Genomic DNA, 25,400 nt, shown 5'->3' with positions numbered 1-25,400 from the left:
ATCATTGAATTTTTTGGAGGCCATGGCGGCCTCGGCTTTATTTTTTTCATTTCCCAACGTCTAGCTGGCATCAAGGGCAAATTTACCAACACATCAAAATAATAAACGATGTACAAAACTCAGTCATAAAACTCATTTAAACAAATTAAAACAGCACCTTACTTTCATGTAGGCCGCGTAGTTTTGTGTCTGCCAGTAGGTAGAGAATGCCAAATAATTGCGATGTGGTGGAACGGAGAAACGTTGAACTCCATTTCACTCACTCAACCAGATTAGCAGTGCATAATAATCGAGATCCAGGTGGAATCAGCATGAGCGAGCAAAAGCGCAGAAGAAGACGCGAGCGCGGTGGCGCATTAACTGAAGAACAACAGCTAAAACTTAAAGCCAAATTGGCTGACAGTCAGGCCAGAGCGCAACAAAATCAGTTGGCAGTGCGTCAAGATAGAACGGCCAAAGTGCCTTTAACGCCCGCCCAGCAACGTCTTTGGACTGCGTGGCAATTGGACCCACAAGACAGCGTCTATAACTTGGCGGGCACGCTGACGTTTCAGGGGCAACTGAACAAGGCGTGGGTGCAAGCTGGCTTTGCGCACTTGGTTGCGAAACACGGGATCTTGAATAGCCGTTTCAGTGAAGAAGCAGGCACCACCGTACAGCAATTGCAAAACGACAATGCATTTACCTTTATCGATATACCAATGCAAAGTGATATAGCGCAGCAGGCGTTTGAAATTGCAGACAAACCCTTTGATTTAACGGCTGAGCCTTTGCTACGGGTGGCCTTATTAGAAGCCCAAGGCGAGTGTACCTTGCTGGTGGTGATGCATCATATCGTCACTGATGGCACATCGATGCAGCAGTTATTTAATGAATTTATTCAAGCGTATGCGCTGCTGCAATCTCAGCAAGATTTACCAGCAATTGAATCTAAAGCTGACTATTTAGATTATGCATTATGGTTGGCCAAGCAAGACCATTCAGAGTTATTGGCCAAGCAATTAACGGACTGGCAAGGCGCACTTGGGGATGATTTTGAACCACTGCGCTTGCCTGCGAATAGCTTGGCGAGACAAGGGGGTAACTACCCAATTAGTACGCAGTCCTTGGCGTTGCCAAACGCATTGTGGCAACAAGTGCAAGGGCTGACCAAGCAGCATCAAGTGACACCATATTTGGTGTTACTGAGCGCCTTTCAGTATCTATTACACCGTTATAGTGACCAAAACGATGTCAAAGTAGGGGTCCCAATTGCCAATCGCCACCATGCACAAACCCATGGTCTCATCGGCTTTTTTATTAATACCCAAGTGGTGCGACTAGAGGTTGCGCCAGAGGACTGTTTTGCTTCACTGTTGGAAAAAGCCAAAGCGTTTTCACAATTTGCACAGGCTAATCAAGACTTGCCGTTTGAGCACCTTTTGGATGCCATTAAACCTGAGCGTAGCACTGGCAGTCACCCACTTTTTCAGGTCATGTTTAACTACTTGAAACGTGATAAAGGTGCCATGGATGCTTGCAAGGCGTATCACTCAAAGATACCCAAGCGCTGCGCTTTTCGATGCCGTTTGATTTGCAATTAGATGTGATTGAAGAAGTCACGGGGGATACCACACTACATTTATACTTCGCCAACACACTTTACAGCGAAGCCTTTGCCGAACACTGTTTAGATGAACTCGCAGCTTTATTGTCTGCGGTGGCGAACAACCCTCAGTCGCCGTTGCAATACTTAGATTGGTATCCGCAGCAGCGTCAACAGTGCCTAGAAGCATTTTCCAAAGGTGCGGAGGCATTTCCATGGCAACGGTCCATTGCCGATATCATCAGTGAACAAGCCAAGCAAACACCGCAGCACAGTGCCCTGATATTCGCCGGTGAGCACCTGAGTTATGGAGAGTTTGAACAGCGCACCAATCAGTTGGCAAACTGGTTGATTGCCCAAGGTGTTGGCGCTGAAGACCAAGTAGGCGTGTATTTCGACCGCAGTTTCGAGATGGTGATAGCGTTGATTGGGGTGATGAAAAGTGGCGCGGCGTATGTGCCCCTTGACCCTAATTTACCGGCCGATCGGGTTGAATATATCGCACAAAATAGCACCTTCAAACTGGTACTGGGCAATCGCGAAAACAGTGGGTTTTCGGTACCTTATTATATGTGGGCGGCGCTTGAAGCGGCGCTTGCTGAGCAAAATGATGACTATCCAAATGTAACTATCTTGCCCGCGCAGGCCGCGTATGCGATTTACACGTCGGGCTCAACGGGCAAACCCAAAGGGGTGGTCAATAACCACCATGCTCTTTATAACCGCATTAGCTGGCAGGACCAAGCTTACCCAATTGACGCAACAGATCGTGTCTTGCAAAAAACGCCTTATGGGTTTGATGTGTCTGTTTGGGAGTTTTTCTGGCCATTGATGCGTGGTGCAACCTTGGTTGTGGCGGAACCAGAGATCCACAAAGAGCCGCGTGATTTGGCCGCGCTTATACAAGCACAGCAGGTGACTTTGCTGCACTTTGTCCCTTCGATGTTACAGGCCTTTATCAGTGAGCCTTTGGCGCAGCAATGTGACAGTATTAAACACATTATTTGTAGTGGTGAAGCGCTGCCTGCGGCCCTGCAAGCAGACACTTTGAAGTTGCTACCAGCGCTTGAGATCCACAACTTATATGGCCCGACAGAAGCGGCCATCGACGTCAGCTATTACGAATGTGATGGTCGCACCGATAAGGCTGTCCCCATCGGTAAACCGGTAGCGGGTTGTGAGTTGTGGGTGCTCGATCAACAGTTAAATCTCAGCCCGATTGGTGCCGTGGGTGAGTTATATATTGGTGGAATTGGCCTTGCGCGAGGTTATGCTAATCGTCCAGATCTGAGTGCTGAGCGTTTTGTGGCAAACCCATTTGCCAATGACGGTAGCCGCTTGTATCGCAGTGGAGATCTGGTGCGCTGGAGTGAATTGGGTGAGCTCGAATATTTAGGGCGAACCGACCATCAAGTTAAGATCCGAGGTTTACGCATTGAGTTGGGTGAAATCGAAACCCAGTTATTTGCCCAGCCGGGCGTAAAAGAAGCGGTGGTTGTGGCCATCTCTGGGCCCAATGGTGGCGCGCGTCTAGCCGCCTATGTGAGTGGCGAATCATTAGATGAAAGCCTGTTACATCAAGGACTCAGTGATGCGCTGCCGGATTACATGGTACCGAGTTCGATTAGGGTACTGGATGCTTTACCACTGAGCAGTAACGGTAAAGTGGATCGCAAAGCGCTACCTGAACCTAGTCTGCCAAATCAAACTGCCTATCAAGCACCGCAAGGTGAGCGCGAAGAGTTGCTGTGTCAAGCTTGGCAGCAGGTCCTTGGTCACAGTCAAATCGGTCGTGATGATAACTTTTTTGCCCTAGGCGGTGACTCGATTCTGAGTTTACAAATTGTGGCTGCAATGCGCCAGCATGGATTTGCCTTGAGTGCCAAGCAGGTGTTTGAAGCGCCAACCATTGCGCAATTGGCCAAAGAACTGAGTGAATTAAGTGACGCGGATAAGATCCCGCAGAATGTGAGTGGCGAAGTGCCCTTGTTACCCATTCAGCAAACATATTTTGCAAGGCAGCCCAAACACGTTAATCACTGGAACCAAGCGATCCGCCTAACACCGCCAGCAAGCATAGGATTAGCTGCGCTAACAGAAAGCGTGCAGGCTCTTATTGAACACCATGACGCTTTGCGGTTGCAATATCAGCAGCAGGGCGAATGGCTACAATCTTATCGTGACTATGATGAAGCGGATTACCGTGAAGTGGTGTGGTATCAGTCGACCACCGAGCAAGCGTTTGACAGCTACTGTTTGCAATTGGCGGAGCAAGCACAAGCGAGTTTAAACATCATGCGTGGTGATTCACTGCGCGTTGTCTATGTGCATAGTGAAACCCGCCAGCAGTTGCTGTTAATTGCCCACCATCTGGTCATTGACGGGGTATCTTGGCGTATTTTGGTGGATGATTTATTACAGGGGATTGCGCAGGCAGCAGCTGGTAAAGCGGTGACGTTTGCAGCCAAGAGCCACAGCTATCAATACTGGGCACAGCAATTACAAACATACCCCAGCGCCCACGAAGACGAATTTGCAATTTGGCAATCGCAGCATAGCGATGCGCTAGATTTACCGAATTTTGTTGCTGATGGTGATGACACCATGGACCGTGCACAAACACTCAATATCACACTCAGCGAGTCACAGACACACTCCCTATTAACGCAGGCGCAGCGTCCTTATCGCACACACATTGATGAGCTACTATTGGCGGGGTTAAGTGTGGCCTTGAAGCAATGGACGGGGGCTGATGACGCGCAGGTATTCCTTGAAGGGCATGGTCGTGAGCCGTGGCAGTCACAACTAGATTTAAGTCGCACGTTAGGCTGGTTTACGTCTCTATACCCCGTTAAGTTGGTTAGTTTTACGGATATTGCACAGACCATTATTCATACCAAAGAGCGTTTACGTGCACTGCCGAATAAAGGCATCGGTTACGGTGCTTTTAAATATTTTGGCAACGAGACGCAAAAGCAAGCGCTTTGTAGCACGCGCAAACCACAAATAGAGTTTAATTATTTAGGTCAGCTCGATGCCAATGGCAATGCGCAATTGGCGCAATGGCAAATGAGCACCGAGGGTGTTGGCCGTAGTATCGCCCCTGAAAACCCACTCAGTGCAGACATTGCCATCAATGGTGGTATCCAAAATGGCCAGTTGCAATTGGCCGTGACCTACAGCAGCGCATGCTTGCTACAGGCTGATATGGCCGAGTTTGCCCAATTGCTTGAACGAGCGTTTGGCGATATTATTGCGCATTGTCTCGAAGCCAACGTACGCTTAACGCCTGCTGATGTGCCACTGCTTGCCTTGTCTCAAGCAGAGCTGGATGCATTGCCTATCTCACAGCAGGACGTTACCAGTATTTATCCTCTTTCACCCATGCAGCAGGGTATGATGTTCCACACCATGGTGGAGCAAAGTGCCGCGTATCTCAATCAGCTGAGATTGGATATTAGTGGTCTTGATGTGTCGCGCTTTAAAGCGGCTTGGCAACTGGTTGTTGATCGTCATGAGGCATTGCGCAGTGGCTTTATGTCGGCGGCAATGCAGCCACTTCAGTATGTGGTTGAAGGCCACCAGATTGTATTTACCGAGCTTGATTGGCAAAGTGAACCAGCACAATCGACACATACCCTTGCCAAGTCACTGCTTGATAAAGGGTTTGCAGTTACAGAGCAAGTGGGGCTGATGTCTTTCACCTTAGTTCAGCAAGCGCCAGCACAGCATCACTTTATTTGGACCTATCACCATATGCTGCTAGATGGTTGGAGTAGCACGGCGGTGTTGGCTGAAGTCATGGCCGCTTACCAAGCGCAAACATTACCGGCACCTGGGGGTCAGTTTAAAGATTACTTAGCGTATTTGACGAACCAAGATGACGCCGCGGGAGACAGTTACTGGCAAAGTCGCCTTGAACAACTGGGTGATGCCTCTTATTTAACGCAGTTGCAAGTACGTGAACGCTTGGACGAGTCGCAGGGCTACGCGCAGCATACGTTGCAATTAAGCGAGCAACAAGCCGCGCAATTACAACGCTTTGCACAACAACAACAGCTCACGGTGAATACCGTTTTACAAGGTGCTTGGTCGTTGTTATTAGGGCGTATGCTGAACAAGTCAGCGGTTTGCTTTGGCGCGACGACATCTGGCCGCCCTGCAGACTTGGTTGGTAGCGATCGCACTGTGGGTCTATTTATTAATACCTTGCCGGTGATCAGCACGCTAGACGATGAACTGACAGTGGGGCAATGGCTCAAAGCTCGCCAGCAAGACAGTATGGCAAGTCGAGAGTTTGAACACACGCCTTTGTATCAAATTCAAAAACTGGCTGAAGGGCAAGTGGACTTTAACCAGCAAGGCTTGTTTGACAGTTTACTGATTTTCGAAAACTACCCAATCTCGGATACTTTGGGTGCCTCAGAATTAGGCGGCGCGCGCTTTAATTTAGTTGAAAACCGTGAAGAAACCAATTACCCGCTGACCGTGTTTGTCGAGACAGCACAAGGTTTAACCATTAACTTTGCTTATCAGAGCTGGCAGCTTAGTGCGGAGTTGGTGGCGCAATGTGCCAATAACTTAGCGTTGCTATTAGAGACAGTGCAAACGCAAGTAGATCAACCGCTTGGCCAGATCCAGTTGTTAGATAAACAGGCGCAAGCTGTACTTAACCAGTTGGGTCAGGGGCACAGCGAGGCGCTGCCTGACTTTGATGCATTGGCCCTATTCGAAACGCAGGCACAGCAATCACCACACATGATAGCGGTGCGCAACGAGCAAGGCGAATCACTTAACTATGAAGAGCTGAACCGCCGCGCGAATCAATTGGCGCAGGTGCTCATTCAAGCGGGGGTAGATATCGAAATGCCCGTCGCCATAAGCATGACTCGCGGCCTTGATATGATTGTGGCGATGCTCGCCATAGGCAAGGCGGGCGGCGTGTATGTTCCAATTGCTTTGGAGCTGCCAGAAGCGCGTCGCGATTATATTTGTGAACACAGCGGTGCAACGCTTGTCTTGACCAATACGGCTGCAACGTTTGGCAATTCAGTCAGGTGTTTAAATGTCTCAGAAATTGCACTAGATAATTATTCAGACAGCACGCCAGTCAAAGCACGTCATCATGCACAACTGGTGTATACCCTGTACACCTCAGGCTCTACCGGATTACCCAAAGGTGTGGCGATAAGCCATGGTAACCTACTCAATTTCTTGTTGGGCATGCAGCAACAATTGGGGTTATCTGAGGCGGTCAATGCACTGGCACTGACTTCCTTGTCGTTTGATATTTCCGGACTAGAAATTTACTTGCCGCTGATAAGCGGTGGTGCCGTGACCGTTGCCAATAATGCCACGACACTCACGCCTGAATTATTAGCACAGCAAGACCTACTGCAAGCGACTCCTGCGGGGTGGCGCAGCCTGTTGGCGCTTAATTTACTGACCGACGTGGTTGGCAAATTGGCATTGTGTGGTGGCGAAGCGCTGCCTGCGGAACTTGTGGCTGATTTAACCGCAACGGGTGTTGAACTTTGGAACATGTATGGGCCAACCGAAACAACCATTTGGTCGAGTTGTTATCGGGTTACGCAACCGCCAGTACACCTTGGCGCTGCAACGTTAAATACCCAGTTGTACGTGCTCGATAACCAGCTAAACCTATGCCCACACGGTGTCGCTGGGGAACTTTACATTGCAGGCGCGGGCTTGGCTCGTGGTTATTTAGCGCGACCTGAACTCAGCGCCGAGCGCTTTGTGGCCAACCCGTTTGCAACGGATGGTAGCCGTTTATATCGCACCGGAGACCTCGTGCGTTGGAATGAACACGGTCAGCTTGAGTATTTAGGTCGTTCCGACCATCAGGTGAAGATCCGTGGTTACCGTATCGAGCTCGGTGACATTGAAGCGCAGCTCTATCGCTGTGATGGCGTCGTTGAAGCCGTGGTGGTGGATGACAACAGCACTAGCAGCACACAATTGGTTGGCTATGTGTCGGGCGCAGCGCTAAATGGTGACGAACTAAAAAACCACATTGCGCAGTGGTTACCGGATTACATGGTGCCAGCACTGGTTATTGCACTGGACGATATGCCACATAACAGCAATGGCAAGATTGACCGCAAAGCGCTGCCAAAACCGCAGTGGCAAGCTGACCAAGCATTTGAAGCGCCACAAACCGAGACGGAGTTACGCCTTGCAGCCATTTGGCAGTCTGTATTAGGTGCAGAAAAAGTTGGCCGTGGTGATAATTTCTTTGCCCTTGGGGGAGATTCAATCAAGGCATTGAGTGTTGCCAGTCAAAGCCAGAGCAATGGGTTAAACTTTGAAATTGCGCAGCTATTTAGCACTGAAGATCTCGCGCAATTGGCTTCACTGATTGATGGCAACAGCGCAACTAATCGCGTAGCGCTGGCACGTGATGCTGACACTTACACTGGGTTATCGTTTGCCGAACAACGTCAGTGGTTCTTATGGAAGCTCTCGCCTCAGAGTAGTGCATATCATATTAAGGGCGCGTTGATGTTGGATGGAGAGCTCAACACCCACGCATTGCAGCAGGCATTGGATTACGTCAAAAACAGTCATGATGCGCTGCGCACTGTGTATGTGGAAGACCGAGATGCGCAGGTATCTCAGTATATTGCCACTGAAAGTGCGTGTATTTATCAAGAGTTTGATGCATCCGAGGGCGCAGAGAGTCGCACGTGGCGAGCAAACTTTGTCGCTCAGCCGTTTGTATTGACTGAGGGCAACCTGTTTAGAGTCGGGCTTATCAAGCACAGTGACACGCGCCATGAGCTGGTGGTCGTTATGCACCATATTATCTCCGATGCGTGGTCACTACAGATCATTATTAATGATTTTGCCAAGGCGTATGGTCAAGCACAGGCGAGCGCATTGCTCTTGGCTGACACCGCAAAAATACGTTACAGCGATTACGCCAAGTGGCAACGCGCATGGTTGAATGACGAGGTGAAAGCCCAGCAGTTAGCTTATTGGCATGGCGTCATCGGGGATGACTTATCCGCACTGCGCCTGCCCAGTGATTTAAATTCTGAGCAAAGTACTTATCAAGCCATAACGGAGCAAGTGCAGCTTGATGCGCAATTAAAAGCGGCTTTAGTGGACTTTGCTAAAGCGAATAATACGAGCTTATTTAATGTCTTGATGGCTGCGCTCAAGGTGTTACTGCATCGCTACAGTGGCCAGTCTACGATCCGCGTTGGGATGCCAATCGCCAATCGCCATACCGCAGGTACTGAATCTTTAGTGGGCTTTTTCGTTAATACCCAAGTGATCACCACGCAAATAAGCGGTGATACGTTATTGAGTGAAGTGCTCGCGCAGGTCAAAACCCATATGTTAGGCGCACAAGCGCACCAAGATTTACCCTTTGAGCAGCTGTTAGACAGCTTAGATCTAGACCGAGATCTCGCACAACCGTTATTTCAAGTGATGATTAACCACCAGCGTGTGGACGGCGATGCTCTGCTTAAATTACCCGATCTGGATGTGAGCCCAGTGACCATTGATGCCAGCGAAGCGCAGTTTGAACTCGTACTAAACTGTTATGAAGACAGCCATGGCCTGACGAATATTGAATTTGAATTTGCCAAAGAACGCTTCAGTAAAGCGCGTCGTGTAGAGCTGGCAAGCGCGCTTGGCACACTATTAACCGCTTTAGTGAACGCACAGGCTCAGCGCGTTGCAGACTTGCAATTACTTCCTGATGCAACGCAAGCGCAATTACATGTGCTTGGTCAAGGTCAAGCGCATCCACCAGCCCCATTAGTGACAGCGCAACTGGGCGAAATTGCGACGCAGTATCCGCACCATATCGCGTTGAAATTTGCGGACACTGAGCTCAATTACCAGCAATTGACTGTGCAGAGCAACCGTGTGGCACATTATCTTTGCGCACAGCAACATACAGTGGTAGCGGTACGCTTCGCGCGTGGCACGGACATGGTCGTTGCTGCGCTGGCAGTACTAAAATCAGGTGCGACCTATGTGCCAGTTGATCCGAGCCTACCCATCGAACGTCAGCACTTTATTATCCAACAAAGTGGCGCAAGTCTGGTGCTCAGTGATGACACGAATACCCAGTTGCAAGGTACTCAGATTCAGCGCCTAGAGGACGGCTTAGTGGCTGACTATCCTGCTACTCCACTAAATCAAGTGATTCAACCTCTGCAGCTGGCGTATATGATCTTTACTTCCGGTTCGACGGGGCTACCAAAAGGAGTGGGCGTGTCTCATCAAGCCTTGGCAGATCATTGCCACGCGATGCAGCAGACCTACCAGTATCAGCATCATGATCATGCGTTATTATTTGCTTCGATGGGCTTTGACGCCGCGCTAGAACAGTTACTTATGCCGCTTTTGAGCGGTGCGCAACTGAGTGTGGTGGACCCCAAGGCACTCAGTCCCGATGCATTGGTTGAATACGCCGCCACATCGGGTGTTACTGTTGTGGACCTGCCGCCAGCGTATTTACGTCATGTATCAACATTGAACTCGGTGCGTTTGTGTATCGTTGGCGGCGAAGGCTGGCACCAGGGGGACTTTAAGTTAGCACAGCAAAGCCTGCCTCAGGCACAGTTTGTCAATGCTTATGGTCCAACCGAAGCAGTCGTAACCCCAACGTTGTGGATAGGCGATGCACAGTCACAAGTGGCTGGTCGCTACGTTCCGATCGGGTTGCCTGTGGGTAACCGCCAAGTTTACGTGTTGGACGAGGCTCTTAATCTGCTGCCAAAAGGCGCAACTGGTGAGCTGTATATCGGTGGCAGTTGTCTTGCCGAGGGTTACGTTGGCCAGCCAGAATTAACGGCCGAGCGCTTTGTGGCCAACCCATTTGGCGACCAAGGCGGACGTTTGTACCGTACGGGTGATTTGGTGCGTTGGAACGAAGACGACCAATTAGAATATCTTGGTCGTGTGGATGATCAGATCAAAATACGTGGTCATCGTATTGAGTTGGGTGAAATCGAAGCGCAATTCAGTGCACTCGCTGGTGTAGAGCAAGCCATTGTTGCGGTTCAAAACACCAAGGCACAGCCTGTTTTAGTGGCGTATGCGGTCACTAAACTCAGTGCGCATGACGTGCAGGCGCAACTGCGTGAAATCTTGCCCGAGTACATGATACCGCAAGCCATTGAAATCATGGCACAGCTGCCACTTAACCAAAATGGTAAGGTGGACCGTAAACGCTTGCCTGAGGTGGACTTGGCGGATAACGCCAGCGACTATGTTGCGCCACAAGGCGAACTCGAGCTGCAAATTGCGCAAGTTTGGCAGTCGTTATTGCAGGTTGAACAGGTGGGACGTCACGACAACTTCTTTGCCCTTGGGGGAGATTCGATAACGGCACTGCGCTTGGTACCACGTATCAATGAACTCGGCGAGTACGGTATCGCAGTGAAAGATATCTTCAGCGCACCAGATTTGGCGGCTTTGGCCCAGTTAACTTCGCAGTCTGAGCAGGGGCCTACCCGTTTAGCACTGGTGCCAGTCGCACGCACGGAGTTGATGCCAGTGTCAGCGGCGCAGCAAAGTTTGTGGCTAACAGACCGAATGAGTGATGCTGCGGATAAAGCGGCGTATAACATCGCGGGGGGCGTATCTCTACGTGGTAAATTAGAGATTCAGGCTCTTGAGCTGGCATTTAACCAGCTACTTGTTCGCCATGAGGTGCTGCGTACTCGCTTTGTGAATGTTGAGGGCGAGCCGCGCAGTGAAGTGCTTGAAAATGTACATGTTGACATTGCGATTGAGCAGGTAGAATGTGCGCAAGCGGCCATGCAAATGCGCCGCGACTTTGAGCAGCTGGGTTTTGATTTAAATACCGCACCACTAATGCGCGCTAAAGTGCTGCAACTGGGCGCTGATAGTTATCAATTATTGGTGAGTATGCATCACATCGTCAGTGATGGCTGGTCGATTGCCAACTTGGTACACGAACTCGGTGTCTTTTATGCTGAGCAGCGCGGTGACCACAGTTTGGTTGAAGCGATGGTACCGTTAGATGTGCAGTATACGGACTATGCGCACTGGCAAAACGCGCGCTTAGCATCCGAAGAGGGGCCCCAAAACTCCTCATTCTGGCAGCAACAGCTTGAGTCGGCACCGCAGGTCACCACGTTACCACTGCACTTCCCACGCCCTGAGAAACCGAGCAGCCAAGGCGAGCAGATGCACTTTGACATCCATGCCGACACGGCAACGCAGTTGCAAGCATTGAGCGAGGCGCATCAGGTTTCCTTATTTGCATTGTTAAAAGCCAGTTATATGGCATTTTTGAGCCAGCAAACGGGGCAGCAAGACTTAGTGGTTGGCACACCCATGGCAGGTAGAGAAACGCTTTCGCTGGAGCCATTAATTGGCTATTTCATCAAGGTGATGCCACTGCGTATTAAAGTCAGTGCAGATGATTGCCTTATCAGTTTGGCAAAGCAGGTTCAACAGCAATTTTTGGCGGTGCAAGATCACCAGCTGCTAACGCTGGAGCGCATCATGCAATTGGTGGATACGCCGCGCCAAGCGGGTACCTCGCCAATCTTCCAGCAGTTGTTTGTGATGCAAAATACACCGCAACCACGCTGGCCTGTTGAAGGTATGGAAATCACAGAGCTGCCAAGTGGTGAAGTGAGCAGTAAGTTTGACTCAGGCATATTCATTGAGCCAAGTGAGTCTGGACTCAGTGGCAATCTGGTATTTAAAACAGATCTCTACCTGAAAGATAAAATGACGACTTTGGTCACTCAGTGGTTGAGCCTGTTGGATACCTTGGCAGCCCATCCTGAGCAAGCCTTGCCAAAACCCAAGCGCAGTAGTGGCGCTAAAAAACGCAAGTCTGCCAAGTTTGGTAAATTAAAAAAGTAAGCTGATTTTTAATGTTAACCCAAAGCCAAGGTCGCTATGTGATCTTGGCTTTTTCATTTTCTTGCCAGCAGCTTGGCGGGTAAAGCTACATTCTTGCGTGTTTTCCTTAAAAAAAAACCTACCTTGCTCGTCATTAAAAGACATCCCTAGATTGTGGGCAAACAACGCCCAATGCATGGTGCTGTGAAACGCACTGCTTATGCCAATGTGATTGGCTGCAAACGCCTAGGGGAAGCACATTATTGGTTAATTCATAATGGGCTGTTTGGATGCAACCCTGTGTGCCAAATGGCTCCAACTTTACTGCAAGAGACATTTGGCATGATGCAAAAGTATATTGATGCATATCCGCAGGGCCTTGGCCTGAGTGTTCAACAAAAACAACACGTATCAACACATGAGCACAGTACACTCGCGGTACATAGTGTATTGGTGCCGATAGCATCAGATTTAAGCAAGTCAGTGATAAGTCAGCGAGCAACAGCGATTGCTCAGCAGCAGCTGATATTGCAGTTTGCGTTTGTGCAAATCGAGGGGCAAGACGACATTCATCAGATGCCTGTCGAATCGGCGACACCTGTTTGTGAAGCACTAGACAGTACTGCGGATTTAACGGCGGTAGAACGCGCAAAGTTAATCCCCATATCTTTAAATGCGGCGCAGGGACACAATATTCAATTAACTCACTTTGAGGCACAGCAACACACCTACTTATTGGTCCACGCCAATGCGCTGGCCTTAGATATTGCCAGTGTTTATGACTATATTAATGGATTAGTGCATGGCACTGAGTGTGATGACGATGTGGTTCAATACCCTGACTTTTTAGCCTGGGTGAAAGAGACCAATTCTGTGCCAGAAGCGGCCCAAGGGGCGGCTTACTGGCAGCAAGTGGGCAATCAATTACAACAGCTTGATAAGCACTTTCACTTACCTTATCGCAAAGCGCCGGAGGTTAGTGATAGGCAAGCTCAGCAAAGTCAGGTGAGCACCTTGGACTCATCGTTATTGCAGCGCATTGATAATCTTGCCGAGCAACTTGAACTAGACAGTGATGTTATATTACAGGCGGCGTGGTGGTTATTGCTTGCCAGGATCAGCCAAAATAAGGGCTTTGTTGGTGGTCTTGGCTACGATGCCAGACAAATCAGCGAAGAGCTTGAAGGGGCACTGGGTGTGTATCAATTACATTTACCACTGGCCATTGAAGTGAGCCCCACACAAACGCTCAGTGCTTGGTTAAATCACTTTGATTTTCAAAATGAGCAGCATGTTGAATGGGCTGAGTCCTTTGCAGGTAATGGCCAGTATGGATTAAACACCGCACCGCGCTGTCTGATGCAGGTATGGCATGGTGAAGCGCAGGGGCAGCTACTGCGTTTAGATGATAGCAGTGAGCTGCATTTGATGTGTGTGTTGCAAGAAGATGAGGCGGTACTCACACTGCATTATGATAGCCAAGCCTACAGTGCGGATGCCGTACAGGCACTGCTTGCGCAATATCAACACCTGTTGATGCAATTAGATAACCAGCTTCATACGCCAATTGGTGCATTGCCCATTGCCACTGAGCAAGAGCAACAGCGCCACTTGGGACTCAACCGCCCAGCCACTGATGTGCCTTTGCTGTTTGATAAAATGACGCAGTTTGCACAGCAAAATGATGTATTGGCACTGACCGATGGCCAGCAAAGCCTTGATTACGCAGCACTGAACAATCGTTTGCTGCGCATTGCTCAGGTACTGAAAAATAAGGGGGTGGTGAGTAATGACATCGTCACTGTGGCTTTACCGCGTAGCTTTGAGCAAGTCTTGGTGATTTTAGCCATTCAACGTTTGGGCGCGGCATACTGTCCTGTTGATCCGGTGTGGCCTGAAGCGCGCCAAGCGCAAATCATCTCTGCGGCGAGCGCTTCGTGTCATATTGGCGAGCAAAGTTATGACCATGTATTGGGCTTAGCGGCGCTACTCAGTGAGGCTGAACAACTCACTACAGTGGAAACCATTGCGCTACCTAATGCGCAGCAAGCGGCGTATGTGTTGTTTACTTCAGGCTCGACGGGCACCCCCAAAGGCGTGGTGATTGAACATGGCCAATTGGCGCATTATTGTTTTGGTTCTAGTGAGGCACTTAATTTGGGGGCTGAGCGCTATGGTTTGACTTCAACCGTGGCGGCGGACATTGGTAACACCTGTTTGTTTAACGCTTTTTATAATGGTGGCAGCCTCATCGTTGCGCCTGAACAAGCAGTTAGAGAAGGGCAGGCCTTTGCGCAATTTATCACGGCACATCAGATTGAGGTGGTGAAAATTGTGCCTTCACATCTGCAAGCATTATTGGAAGCTGAGCCCAAAGCGCTGCCGCACAAATTAATTTTGGGTGGAGAGGCGAGTGCGCCGACTTTGCTACAAAAAATTCATCAGCTTAGCCCAAGCACACAAGTTTTTAATCACTATGGTCCAACCGAGGCGACCGTCGGAGTGCTGTCTCACCAATATCATGACTTAACCAGTTATGCAGGCACCGTTGCCAAGTTGAGCAAAGCGTTTGCAGGTACCTCGATTTATATTCTGAACGAGCAAGGGGTGCTCTGTGCGATGGGGGAACAAGGTGAGCTACATATTGCTGGCACACAGCTGGCTCGTGGTTACCTTGGTAAAGGTGAGCATGAAGGCTTTATTACTGACAGTCCGTGGGCACCGCGCTTATATCCTACAGGCGACGTTGCCAGATATATGCCCGATGGCAGTATAAGCTTATCTGGCCGTAAGGATGATCAGGTGCAGATTCGCGGTTTCCGTGTTGAGCCCAATGATGTTGCCGCTGCCGTGAGCCGCTGCCTTACTTCGGTAGGCTGTTATGTCACGGCGCATAAAGTGGCTGGTCAAACCGCGCTAGTGGCTTATTTAACAGGATTCAGTTATCAAGGTGACGCCACTGTCGGCCTATTGACAGGGGATGTGAACCAATACCTTCAAACCAGTTTACGTGCACAGTTACCTGAAGCCATGGTGCCACAGTTTTTTGTGGCGCTTGAACAGTTGCCTCTGCTGGCGAATGGTAAGGTTGATCGCAGCCAGTTGCCTGACGTTACAAAGTTACAAATTCACCATTATGTTGCGCCTAGCACGCAATTAGAGACATGGTTGGCGGATGCGCTGGCAAATATTCTTGAGCTGGACAAAGTCAGTTGTGATGCGAGCTTCTTTGACCTTGGCGGTCATTCTTTAGCCGCCATTAAACTGGTGACGCGCATTAAGCAGCAGCTGCTCATGGATGTTGAGCCAACCCTCGTGTTTGACAACGCCACCATAGTGAAATTTGCAGCGGCTTTGAGCACACAGCATAGCAATCCGCAAAAATTAGAAAAAATCGCCATGACGCAATTAAAACTGGCAACACTGTCGCCCGAGCAGCGCAAAGCGCTGCAGCAAAAGCTCGGCTTGGGCAGCTAATACACGTAATCCATTCAACTTTGTATATGGGAGTCGGCGACTCCCTTTTCCTTTTTTCGAGATACACATGAACAACGACGATATTCTTGATGTGCTTGCAGATGAACTGGACCTTGAATTACTTGGTGAGCTGCTCGCTGAGCACCCAGAGACTGACAATCAGATCCCGAAACACCCAGACACTTTTGGCAACTTGTCTTTTCAACAGCAAAGGTTGTGGTTACAACAGCAATTAACGCCAGAGTCGATTTCATACAATGTCCCTCGTGCATTTTACATCGAGACGCCTTTGGACATCGACAAACTGCAAGCGGCGCTAAATACCTTGGTAAATACCCATCAGGCGCTGGCGACGCGCTTTAGCAATGACAATGCACCGCAACAGTATTTGGTTGAGAATACGCAAGTGCCATTGTCAATATTGACGTTAGATACATCGTTGCAAGCATGTTCTGCGGCCGATGTCTTGGGTTCGAATACCGTGACGACGTGGTTTGCCCAGCCGTTTGACTTGCGCTGTGCGCCGTTAATGCGCGCCGCTTGGATGGTTTACGGCAAAGGCGGGATTTTACTGTTAGACAACCATCATATTGCCAGTGACGGGTGGTCTTTGAATTTGATTTTAAGAGACTTAGTGCGGGCCTATTTTGGTGAGCCACTGTTACCTACAGGGTTGCGATATTTAGATTACGCCCAGTGGCAGCGTGATGCCCTTGAGTCTGAAATGGGACAACAAGCGTGTTTGTATTGGCAAAGCTATGTGAATTTTGAGCCTCAACATCTTGCGCTACCAAAAGCAGAAAAAATGGGTGATGAGCGTTATGCCGTGGTGGCAAAATCGCCGTTATCTGCCCAGCAAACCCGCGCATTGAGACAGCTCAGTCAGCAACATAACCTGACGGTTTCATCGTTAACCATGGCGCTGTATCAGATAGTTTTATCTCGCTTTAGTGACGCACAGCAGTTTTTATTGGGTGTGCCGACAGCCGCTAGAAATCATCCGGATATTAGCGAGATTGTTGGCTTTTTTGTCAACACGCAGCTGTATAAAAATGAGGCATTGCCCGAGCGCACCTTGGTGGAGGTTGCCAAAGCTGTACAGCAGCATACGCTGACGGTGATTGAGCATCAGCTTATCCCTTATGAGTGGTTGGCCAGAGAGCTTGGCTGGCAGCAAATGGGTGAGCAAAGTCATTTCCAAGCCATGTACAACTTTTCAGAGTACAAGCCCAGCAGTGATGGACCTATGCCACTGCCACTGACGCCCATTGTGGTCGACATGTTTGAAGCCAAGTTCCCGCTTTCATTAGAAGTGATTGAGCAAGCTGATACCTTATTGATCCAATTTGAAGGCGATCCAAAATACTATGACCTGCCAGTGTTAGAGCGCTTATTGGCATCCTTTGTTGCATTTGCCTCCAAGTTAACCAGCGCGCCAGATGTGGCACTTGGGAATGTGTCTGTAAACGCTATACCAGAAAAGGCAGAGCAAGTTGCGCCAGCCGTGGATTATTTGTCTTTATTGGCGCAGAACTTTGTCACACATCAGGAACACATTGCCGCATCTGATTTGCAAGGCACTTCATTGACATATGCACAGCTTGATATGCGTAGCGCGCAATTGGCCAATTACCTGTTGGCTGAGGGCTTGCAAAGCGAGCAAAAAGTGGCGCTGATGTATGAGCGTGATGTGGATATGCTGGTGGCCATGTTGGCAGTACTGCGCGCAGGTGGTGCTTATGTCCCTGTAGATCCCAAGTTACCGCAATCACGCATTGAGTATATCCTCTCGCACAGTGGCTCACAGTTGGTGCTGCATAACCTCGCAGCACCGGTGAAAACAGAGATCAATCAATGCAATACCGCGACGTTATCTTTGCAAGGTTATGAGAATGCGGCCCCGAGTGTCACTATCCACCCTGCGCAATTGGCGTATGTGATTTATACCTCGGGCTCAACTGGCAAGCCAAAAGGGGTGGCCATTAGCCACCAAAACCTCAGTAACTTTTTAGCAGCCATGCAGAACAAATTTGCTCTGCAACGTGAAGATACGGTGCTGGCGCTGACGTCTTTGTCGTTTGATATTTCTGGTCTTGAATTACATTTGCCCTTGTATGTAGGCGCGAAGGTACTGATTGCTCAGCAGCAAAGCCAGCTTAGTACTGCTCTTTTGACGGATGTCTCTGTGATTCAAGCCACGCCAGCGGGATGGCGTGCCTTGCTGGCGCAGAACTTAATTGAAAAACCAATACTGGGCCTGTGTGGGGGGGAAGCACTCCCTGCTGAATTGGCTGCCGAGTTACTCGATAAGCAAGTCACCCTTTGGAACATGTACGGACCGACGGAAACCACCATTTGGTCTTCTTGTCAGCAGGTTGTGACGCCCCATATTCACCTTGGTGAAACCGTACGTGCGAATCAATTTTATGTTTTGGACGGCGCGTTAAATTCAGTGCCAAATGGCGTTGCAGGTGAGTTATATATTGCGGGTGATGGTCTCGCCCGTGGTTATTTAAATCGTCCTGAACTCAGTGCTGAGCGCTTTATTGCCAACCCCTTTTGTCACGCGGGCAGCCGCTTGTATCGCACCGGGGATTTAGTGAAGTACAACCACGCAGGTCAGTTGGAATATTTGGGACGTACCGACCATCAGGTGAAAATTCGTGGCTTTAGAATCGAGCTAGGTGAAATTGAAGCACACTTTTACCAACAGTCAGATGTGGCTGAAGCCGTGGTAATCGCGGAAGAGTTACCAACCGGCACGCGTTTGGTGGCTTATGTGGCTGGGCATGGACTGGAAAGCAGTACACTACAAGCACAACTAGCAGCGCAATTGCCACATTACATGGTGCCAAGTGTGATCATGGTATTGGATAAGTTGCCACTGAATAACTCAGGCAAAATCGATAGACATGCTTTGCCAAAAGCACAAGATGGCCAAAGTGAAGACTATGTTGAGCCTGCAAATGAGCAAGAGCAGCAATTGGCCGAGATTTGGCAAACCGTCCTTAAGACCTCACCGATTGGCCGTGAAGATGATTTCTTTACCTTGGGTGGCGACTCCATTAGCGCACTGCAATTGGCCAGTCGCATCAGTGAGACACTCGAGTGCAACTGCACAGTAAAAGATGTGTTTGATGCACCCAATGTCGCCGCTTTAGCCACGTTATTAAGCAAAGCAGACAGTACTCAGCGACCTCAGCTGGTCAAAGTCGCAGCTCAGCCGAGTTATGAATTAGCACCAGCACAGCTGAGCTTGTGGTTATCGGATCAACTGGTAAAAGCGCAAGACAAGCACGCGTTTAATATCTCAGGTGCGGTCACCTTGCGTGGCGCGCTGGATGTTGACCTGCTACAGCAAGCGTTTGACTTAGTGATTGCACGCCATGCCTCGTTGCGCATGCGCTTTGTTGAGCACTTGGGTGAAGCCAGTATGCAAGTCAGTGAGCAGCTTGATTTTAAACTGGCGGTGGAGGTACTGACGGATTTAAATGAAGGCGAGCGCACAGCGCAAAGCCAGCAACTGCAGCGCGACTTTGAAAATCAGCCATTTGATTTGACAAAAGCGCCGTTGCTGCGCGCCATGCTCATTCAGCTTGGACAAAGCGAGTATCAATTGTCGGTCAGTACGCATCATATAATTTCCGATGGCTGGTCGATGAGTGTATTGATTGGCGACTTGGCGACGGCATATCAGGCGCTTGCGAGTCAGCAGCCACCAAGTTGGTCGCCATTACAGTTTGACTATGTGGATTATGCCAGCTGGCAGCAAACGCTACTCAGTGGTGAGTCCGGGGACGCGCTGAGAGCTTATTGGCGCGACCATTTAGCCGCGGCACCGGCAAACAGTGCATTGCCAAATCACTACCCACGCCCTGCGCAATTGAGTAATGAAGGGGGGTTAGTGGTTGGCGCATTTGACGCAGATCAAACCAAGCGCTTAAAAGCCTTTGCCAGTGAACAACAAATATCACTCAATGCCTTGCTTTTATCTGGTTATTTCTTGTTCTTACATGCCATCAACGATAAGCCTGATGTGGTGGTTGGCAGTGACTTTGCAGGACGTGATAACCCTGCGCTGGAAGCCTTGATTGGCTTTTTTGTGCGGGTATTACCACAGCGTAGTCAGCTTGATGAAAATTCTTTAATTATTGATTTTATTAAACAAACACAGGATTTGTCACTGCAGGTGATGGCCCATCAAGCGCTGGGCTTGGAGTCATTGACTGAATTAGTGGATGCCCCAAGGTTGAACAATATTCAACCATTAGTACAGCAGTTGTTTGTCATGCAAAACACCCCGCAGCAGCAGTGGATGATGGATGACATTAGTCTTGAACCTGCCGATAGCCTCAGTGCGATTAGCAGTAAATTTGACAGTGCGCTTTTCGTCATTGAGGCGGATGAGTTGCAATGCCAATGGGTGTTTAGAAAACAACTTTACAACCCAGAGAGTATGCAGCAATGGTTGGGGCGTTGGCAGCAATGCGTATTGCAACTCATGGAGATGAGCGAACAGCCTGTTCGCAATGTAATTTCGCCAATGATTCAGGAATTTAAAACTATGCAAAAAGCCGCCCGCGGAAATTCATTTTCAGGATTGAAGAAAGGTCTTAAAAAACGTGCGAAGGCACCTGCCACGCCGATTAAAACGTATTTTTTACCAGACACTGAGCAGTTTCCCATTCTCGTAGAGCCGACGTCCCCTGATCTTGACCCAATTAACTGGGCAAGCAATAACCGTGATGTGATCGACGGTTATTTAAAACAGTACGGTGGCATTATTTTTAGAAACTTTGCACTGCAATCACCTCAGGAATTTGAGTCATTTGCAGATGCAATTCAGCCTGGTTTATATGGCCAATATGGCGACTTGCCGAAAAAAGAAGGTGGTAAGAAAACCTATAAGTCGACGCCTTACCCTGAGCGTCAGATGATCTTGTATCACAACGAGAGCTCTCACCTAGACAAGTGGCCGCGCAAGCAATGGTTCTTCTGTGAGTTGCCATCTGTGGTTGGCGGTGCGACGCCGATTGTGGATTGTCGCCGTATGCTCAAAGAGTTACCACAAGAGCTGGTGGAAAAAATTAAAGAAAAAGAGCTGCTCTATGTGCGTAACTTTATTCCAAATCTTGATGTTGCTTGGCAGGACTTTTACAAAACCGACGATAAAGCGGAAGTAGAAGCAAGGCTGACAGCCAGCAATACCGAGTTCCGTTGGCTAGATAATGGTGGCTTGCAAACCCGCACTAAAACCCATGGCGTGATTAAGCACCATTTAACGGGCGAAGCGTCTTTCTTTAATCAGGTACAGCTGCACCACGAGTCTTGTTTAGAAGAGAGCGTGCGCAAAGACTTAATCGAAATGGTTGGCCACGAGTACTTACCTCGCAATGTGTTCTTTGGTGATGGTACGCCGATAAGCTATGAAGAAATGACCCTGATTGGTGAAGCTTATGAGCGTTGTGCGGTGCGATTTGCTTGGCAAAAGGGCGACGTGGTGATGCTCGATAACATGTTGGCAGCCCATGCGCGTGACCCTTATGAAGAACCGAGAAAAATCGTCGTTGCGATGGGCGATATGGTATCTCAACAACAATTGGCTGAGGCCAATACAGCACAAGCAGAGCAGGAGTGCCTAGCATGATCACAGAGTACATCGAAGAATATCAGCAAGGTGTTGTACTGACCGCAAACCAGCAGCGCTTTGTGAAGGGGGATGAAAATACCTCAACGTTAGTGCAGCTATTGGTACCTTGTTCAACGAGTTTACAAGAGATCCAGCGCTATGGAGATGAACTGGTGCAATCTCATTTAAGTTTGGCTTCAAACTATCAACAAGTTGAGGGCTATAAAGGGTTGCGTGCCGTGCCCAGCTTTGATGCCAAAATAAAGGTGGATAGCATTGAATGGACAAAAGTTGGCGTGCCAAGTCTGGCACAGCTGGCGGTGGTTTCGCCTGTTGAGATTGCACCTAATGTGGGTTGCAATTTACAGCTGACACTAGTTCAAACACCAGAACAAAGTTATTTAGCACTTCGTGGTTTTGCAGGTGCTGTGGACTTACCATCACTGGAAATCATCGCGGCCATCATTGGTGGCCAACCGGATGATGAAGAAGCACTGCAATTTCCGGATTTTGTCGCTTGGCAGCAAGAAATGTTGCAAGACGAGGATGGTTTAGCTGGCCAAGTGTACTGGCAAAACTATTTAACAGGGGATATCCCTGCGCCATTGCAACTGCCATACAATATGGGCACGGTCAGTGAAGGTGAGCGAAGCTATACGCAAGTGCAAAATGAGATTGATGCTGCGCTATGGCAAGGCGTTACGCAGTTTGCAGAAACATTGGAGACATCGCCGCAGAACATTGCACAATATGCATGGTGGTGGTTGATGGCGCGTTTGGCAACGACACCGCGCTTTTTGACCGCACTGCATTACGATCCCCGCCTTGAAGACGAAGCGTTTGAAGGCGCATTGGGTCGATACGCGAAAAGCTTACCGCTTATCGTTGAATATCAACCTGCACAGAGCTTGCACGGTTGGTTAGGTGCGCTAAACGAGCAGTGTGAAAATCATCGTCAGGTAGCGCAAAGTATTTCTTTGGCGCAGCTCAATACTGCACTCAATACGACGGATGCAGTAGTGCCGCTGCACAGCGCGCAGCCTGATTGGCAGGTGAGTCAGCATCAGGCGCTCAACTTAGCGGTATCTCAGCAGGGCACATTGACATTAAATTACTGTCAAAACAGTTTTTCTGCTGCCGCGGTAAGTAGTTTGTTGGCGCAACTGGCTCAGGTACTGCGCGTTATTCAATCTGCAGAGGTGCATACTCAATCTTCAGATATCAGCATATTAAGTGACGTACATAAATCACAGCTTTTGGCCATCAGTGGTGCTCAATTGGCCACCCCAGCTGAAACGGTGATCAAACGTGTTGCAGGTTTTGCCAGCTCAGGTGCCGATACTGTGGCACTCTCAGATGCAAACAGCACGCTCACTTATGGCCAGTTATGGCAACAAGTTGAACGCACAGCGCAGGGATTAAGGGCCAGACAACCAGACTCAACACAGCCAGTATTACTCCTGTTACCACGAAGCACAGATTTAATCGTGGCGATGCTTGCCAGTATGCGCGCGGGATTTGGCTTTGTGCCATTAGATCCAAGCTGGCCGCAGACACGTGTCGACAAGGTCGTTGCTCAATTTGATAATGCCATCATGATAGCGCAGTCAGTGCAAACGGGTGTGACATTATCAGCATTGCAGGCCGAGAGTGATGTGGCGTTGCCAACACTTGCATCATTAGAAACTAGCCTAGCCTATAGCATTTTTACTTCGGGCTCGACGGGCACACCAAAGGGCGTACGTATCGGCCAGCAGCAGTTGAGTGCGTATTGTGCAGCTTCTTGTGAAGCACTGGGTTTGTCTGAGCAGAATAACTTTGCACTGACAGCGACCGTGGCGGCAGACTTGGGGTATACCTGCTTATTTAATGCTTTGTATCTTGGTAAACGACTATGTATTGCCAGTGAAAAGCAAAGTATGGACAGCACAGAGTTTGGGGCGTTTTTATCTGAGTATCAGATTGACTGCATTAAAATCGTGCCTTCTCACCTGCAGGCGCTTTGCGACCTTAAAGCACTGCCTTATTTCCCGCAAAAAATTGTGCTTGGTGGTGAAGCGTGTCCAAACACCTTCTTGCGTTCACTGCAGCAGTGGGCACCGCACAGCGAAATTTATAATCATTATGGACCTAGTGAAGCCACCATCGGGGTGATGTGTCATCGCTATGAGACAGGCGACGGCGGTGTGGCTAAGCTCAGTCAGGTCTTTGCCGGTACATCTACTTATGTGCTTAACCAAGCAGGAGAACTGTGTAGCTATGGTGAAGTAGGCGAGTTATTTATCGCTGGTGCGCAGTTGAGCGACGGCTATTTGGGTCAGCCAGAGCACGCTGCTTTTATGGTACATAGTGCATTGAATCAACGTGTATACGCCACAGGTGATCTGGCGCGTTATATGCCGGACAACTCGGTGATGATTTTAGGGCGCAAAGACGATCAAGTGAAAGTACGTGGCTTTAGGATTGAGCTAGGAGAAGTCGCGGCGTGTATTGAGCAAATAGACAGTATTGAACATGCACTCGTGGTTGCAGACCAAGTGGATGGACAAGTGCGCTTAAATGCCTATTTGATTGCCAATCAGTATGAAGATGGGACATTAGACAGTGAGGCGACCCAAGCGCTGCAAAGTGCTTTGTCGCTTAGTTTACCTGAGGCGATGATCCCCTCTGCGTTTATGGCGGTGGCACAGTGGCCACGATTGGGTAATGGTAAAGTTGATCGCAAGGCACTGCCTGTATTTACGAGTCAGACACAGGCTTATGAAGCGCCGCAAGGGGAGCTAGAAAACAAACTCGCGGCGGTATTTGCACAAGTACTGGAGCTGGATAAAGTTAGCCGTAGCGCGTCATTTTTCCAATTAGGTGGGCACTCCATTGCGGCGATCAAGTTGGTTAAGCGCTGGGCTGATAGAGAAGCATCGGATCTACACTTTGATTTAGGTGTTTTGTTCCAAGCGCCGAGTGTCGCGAAATTGGCCAGTGTACTCAGCACTGAGACCGTGGAGCAGATCACGCCAATGAACAGCCACAAAGCGGGTAATCGCCAGGTTATTTGTTTCCATGATGGCTTAGGGTTGACCTTGAGTTATCGTGCACTGGCAGAGCATTTGAATGAGCAGGTCAACTTATTTGCCCTTGAACCGAATGAGGCCGATCTTGCTGTGCATGACTTTGATGCGTTGGCGAAAAGATACGCGGACAAAATTATCGCGCAATTTGATGGGCAACCTATTGAGTTGTTAGGTTGGTCTATGGGCGGCTTATTGGCTGCAAAAGTGGCAACCTTGTTGGATATTGCAGGGCAACGTGTTACACAGTTGTACTTGGCTGATTCGTGGATCCCAACCGCACAAGCGGGCAACGTTACGCAGTTAGATGCGGTCAACGAATTTTTAACGCTGGTGGTTGATAATGGCGGTGAATCGTGGACACAACGTGTCAACAGTTACTTTGCACCACTGTTGGGTGACAAGGAGCTTGATAGCGAGGCGTTAAGTGCGCATTTACACGCGTTTTGGCAATCTGTTGCGGAATCTTTACCGCTACCCTACAGCGCGATTGCCGCGCAGCAATTGGCTGAGACGTTTATCAAGAGTGAACGCTTAAAAGCATTGCGCGCCGTGAAGTGCACCTTACCAACTTTGCCAACAGCATTGCCAACACATGTCTTGTGGTCAAAGGAACGCCTTGCTAGCGATATTGATGCTTACAGTAAACAACTGGCGAGTAATGGTACGCCATTGTTAGCTGAGCAACTTGATGTTGGACACCAAGAGGTGGTGCGTCATTTGCAGTTAATTAATGTCATTGCTGTTCAAAACAGTTAAACGACGCAATCTACAA

The 25,400-nt window shown here is 49.2% G+C and carries 5 protein-coding genes; all 5 read left to right on the top strand.

The window, feature by feature from the left end; translation table 11 throughout:
- The first annotated feature begins 311 nt into the window (after positions 1-311).
- The gene (locus A7985_RS21680) at positions 312-1,583 is read left to right on the top strand and encodes a condensation domain-containing protein (RefSeq protein ID WP_065792537.1); all 1,272 of its coding nucleotides are present in this window, start codon (positions 312-314) and stop codon (positions 1,581-1,583) included.
- Positions 1,517-12,472 (top strand): amino acid adenylation domain-containing protein, encoded by a 10,956-nt coding sequence (locus tag A7985_RS21675; RefSeq protein WP_141685411.1) that lies wholly within the window; start codon positions 1,517-1,519, stop codon positions 12,470-12,472. The genes A7985_RS21680 and A7985_RS21675 overlap by 67 nt, the downstream gene beginning before the upstream one ends.
- Positions 12,473-12,625: 153 nt before the next feature.
- Positions 12,626-15,928: a non-ribosomal peptide synthetase gene (locus A7985_RS21665; protein ID WP_141685410.1), complete on the top strand. Its 3,303-nt coding sequence runs from the start codon at positions 12,626-12,628 to the stop codon at positions 15,926-15,928.
- A gap of 67 nt (positions 15,929-15,995) precedes the next feature.
- A complete protein-coding gene (locus A7985_RS21660; RefSeq protein ID WP_065792534.1) occupies positions 15,996-21,575 on the top strand; it encodes a non-ribosomal peptide synthetase in 5,580 nt (1,859 codons plus the stop codon).
- On the top strand, positions 21,572-25,384 hold the full coding sequence (locus A7985_RS21655; RefSeq protein ID WP_065792533.1) for a non-ribosomal peptide synthetase: 3,813 nt from the start codon (positions 21,572-21,574) through the stop codon (positions 25,382-25,384). Before A7985_RS21660 ends, A7985_RS21655 begins: the two co-directional genes overlap by 4 nt.
- The last annotated feature ends 16 nt before the right edge of the window (positions 25,385-25,400 follow it).

This window comes from Pseudoalteromonas luteoviolacea, assembly GCF_001696455.1.
Lineage (GTDB): Bacteria > Pseudomonadota > Gammaproteobacteria > Enterobacterales > Alteromonadaceae > Pseudoalteromonas > Pseudoalteromonas luteoviolacea_C.
The sequence above is the reverse complement of the archived record's forward strand: the minus strand, read 5'-3'. Positions and strand labels throughout refer to the sequence as shown.

Excerpts from the sequence above, each read along its gene's own strand:
- A7985_RS21680 (WP_065792537.1), top strand. The coding sequence starts at position 312 with ATGAGCGAGCAAAAGCGCAGAAGAAGACGCGAGCGCGGTGGCGCATTA.
- A7985_RS21660 (WP_065792534.1), top strand. The coding sequence starts at position 15,996 with ATGAACAACGACGATATTCTTGATGTGCTTGCAGATGAACTGGACCTT.
- A7985_RS21655 (WP_065792533.1), top strand. The coding sequence starts at position 21,572 with ATGATCACAGAGTACATCGAAGAATATCAGCAAGGTGTTGTACTGACC.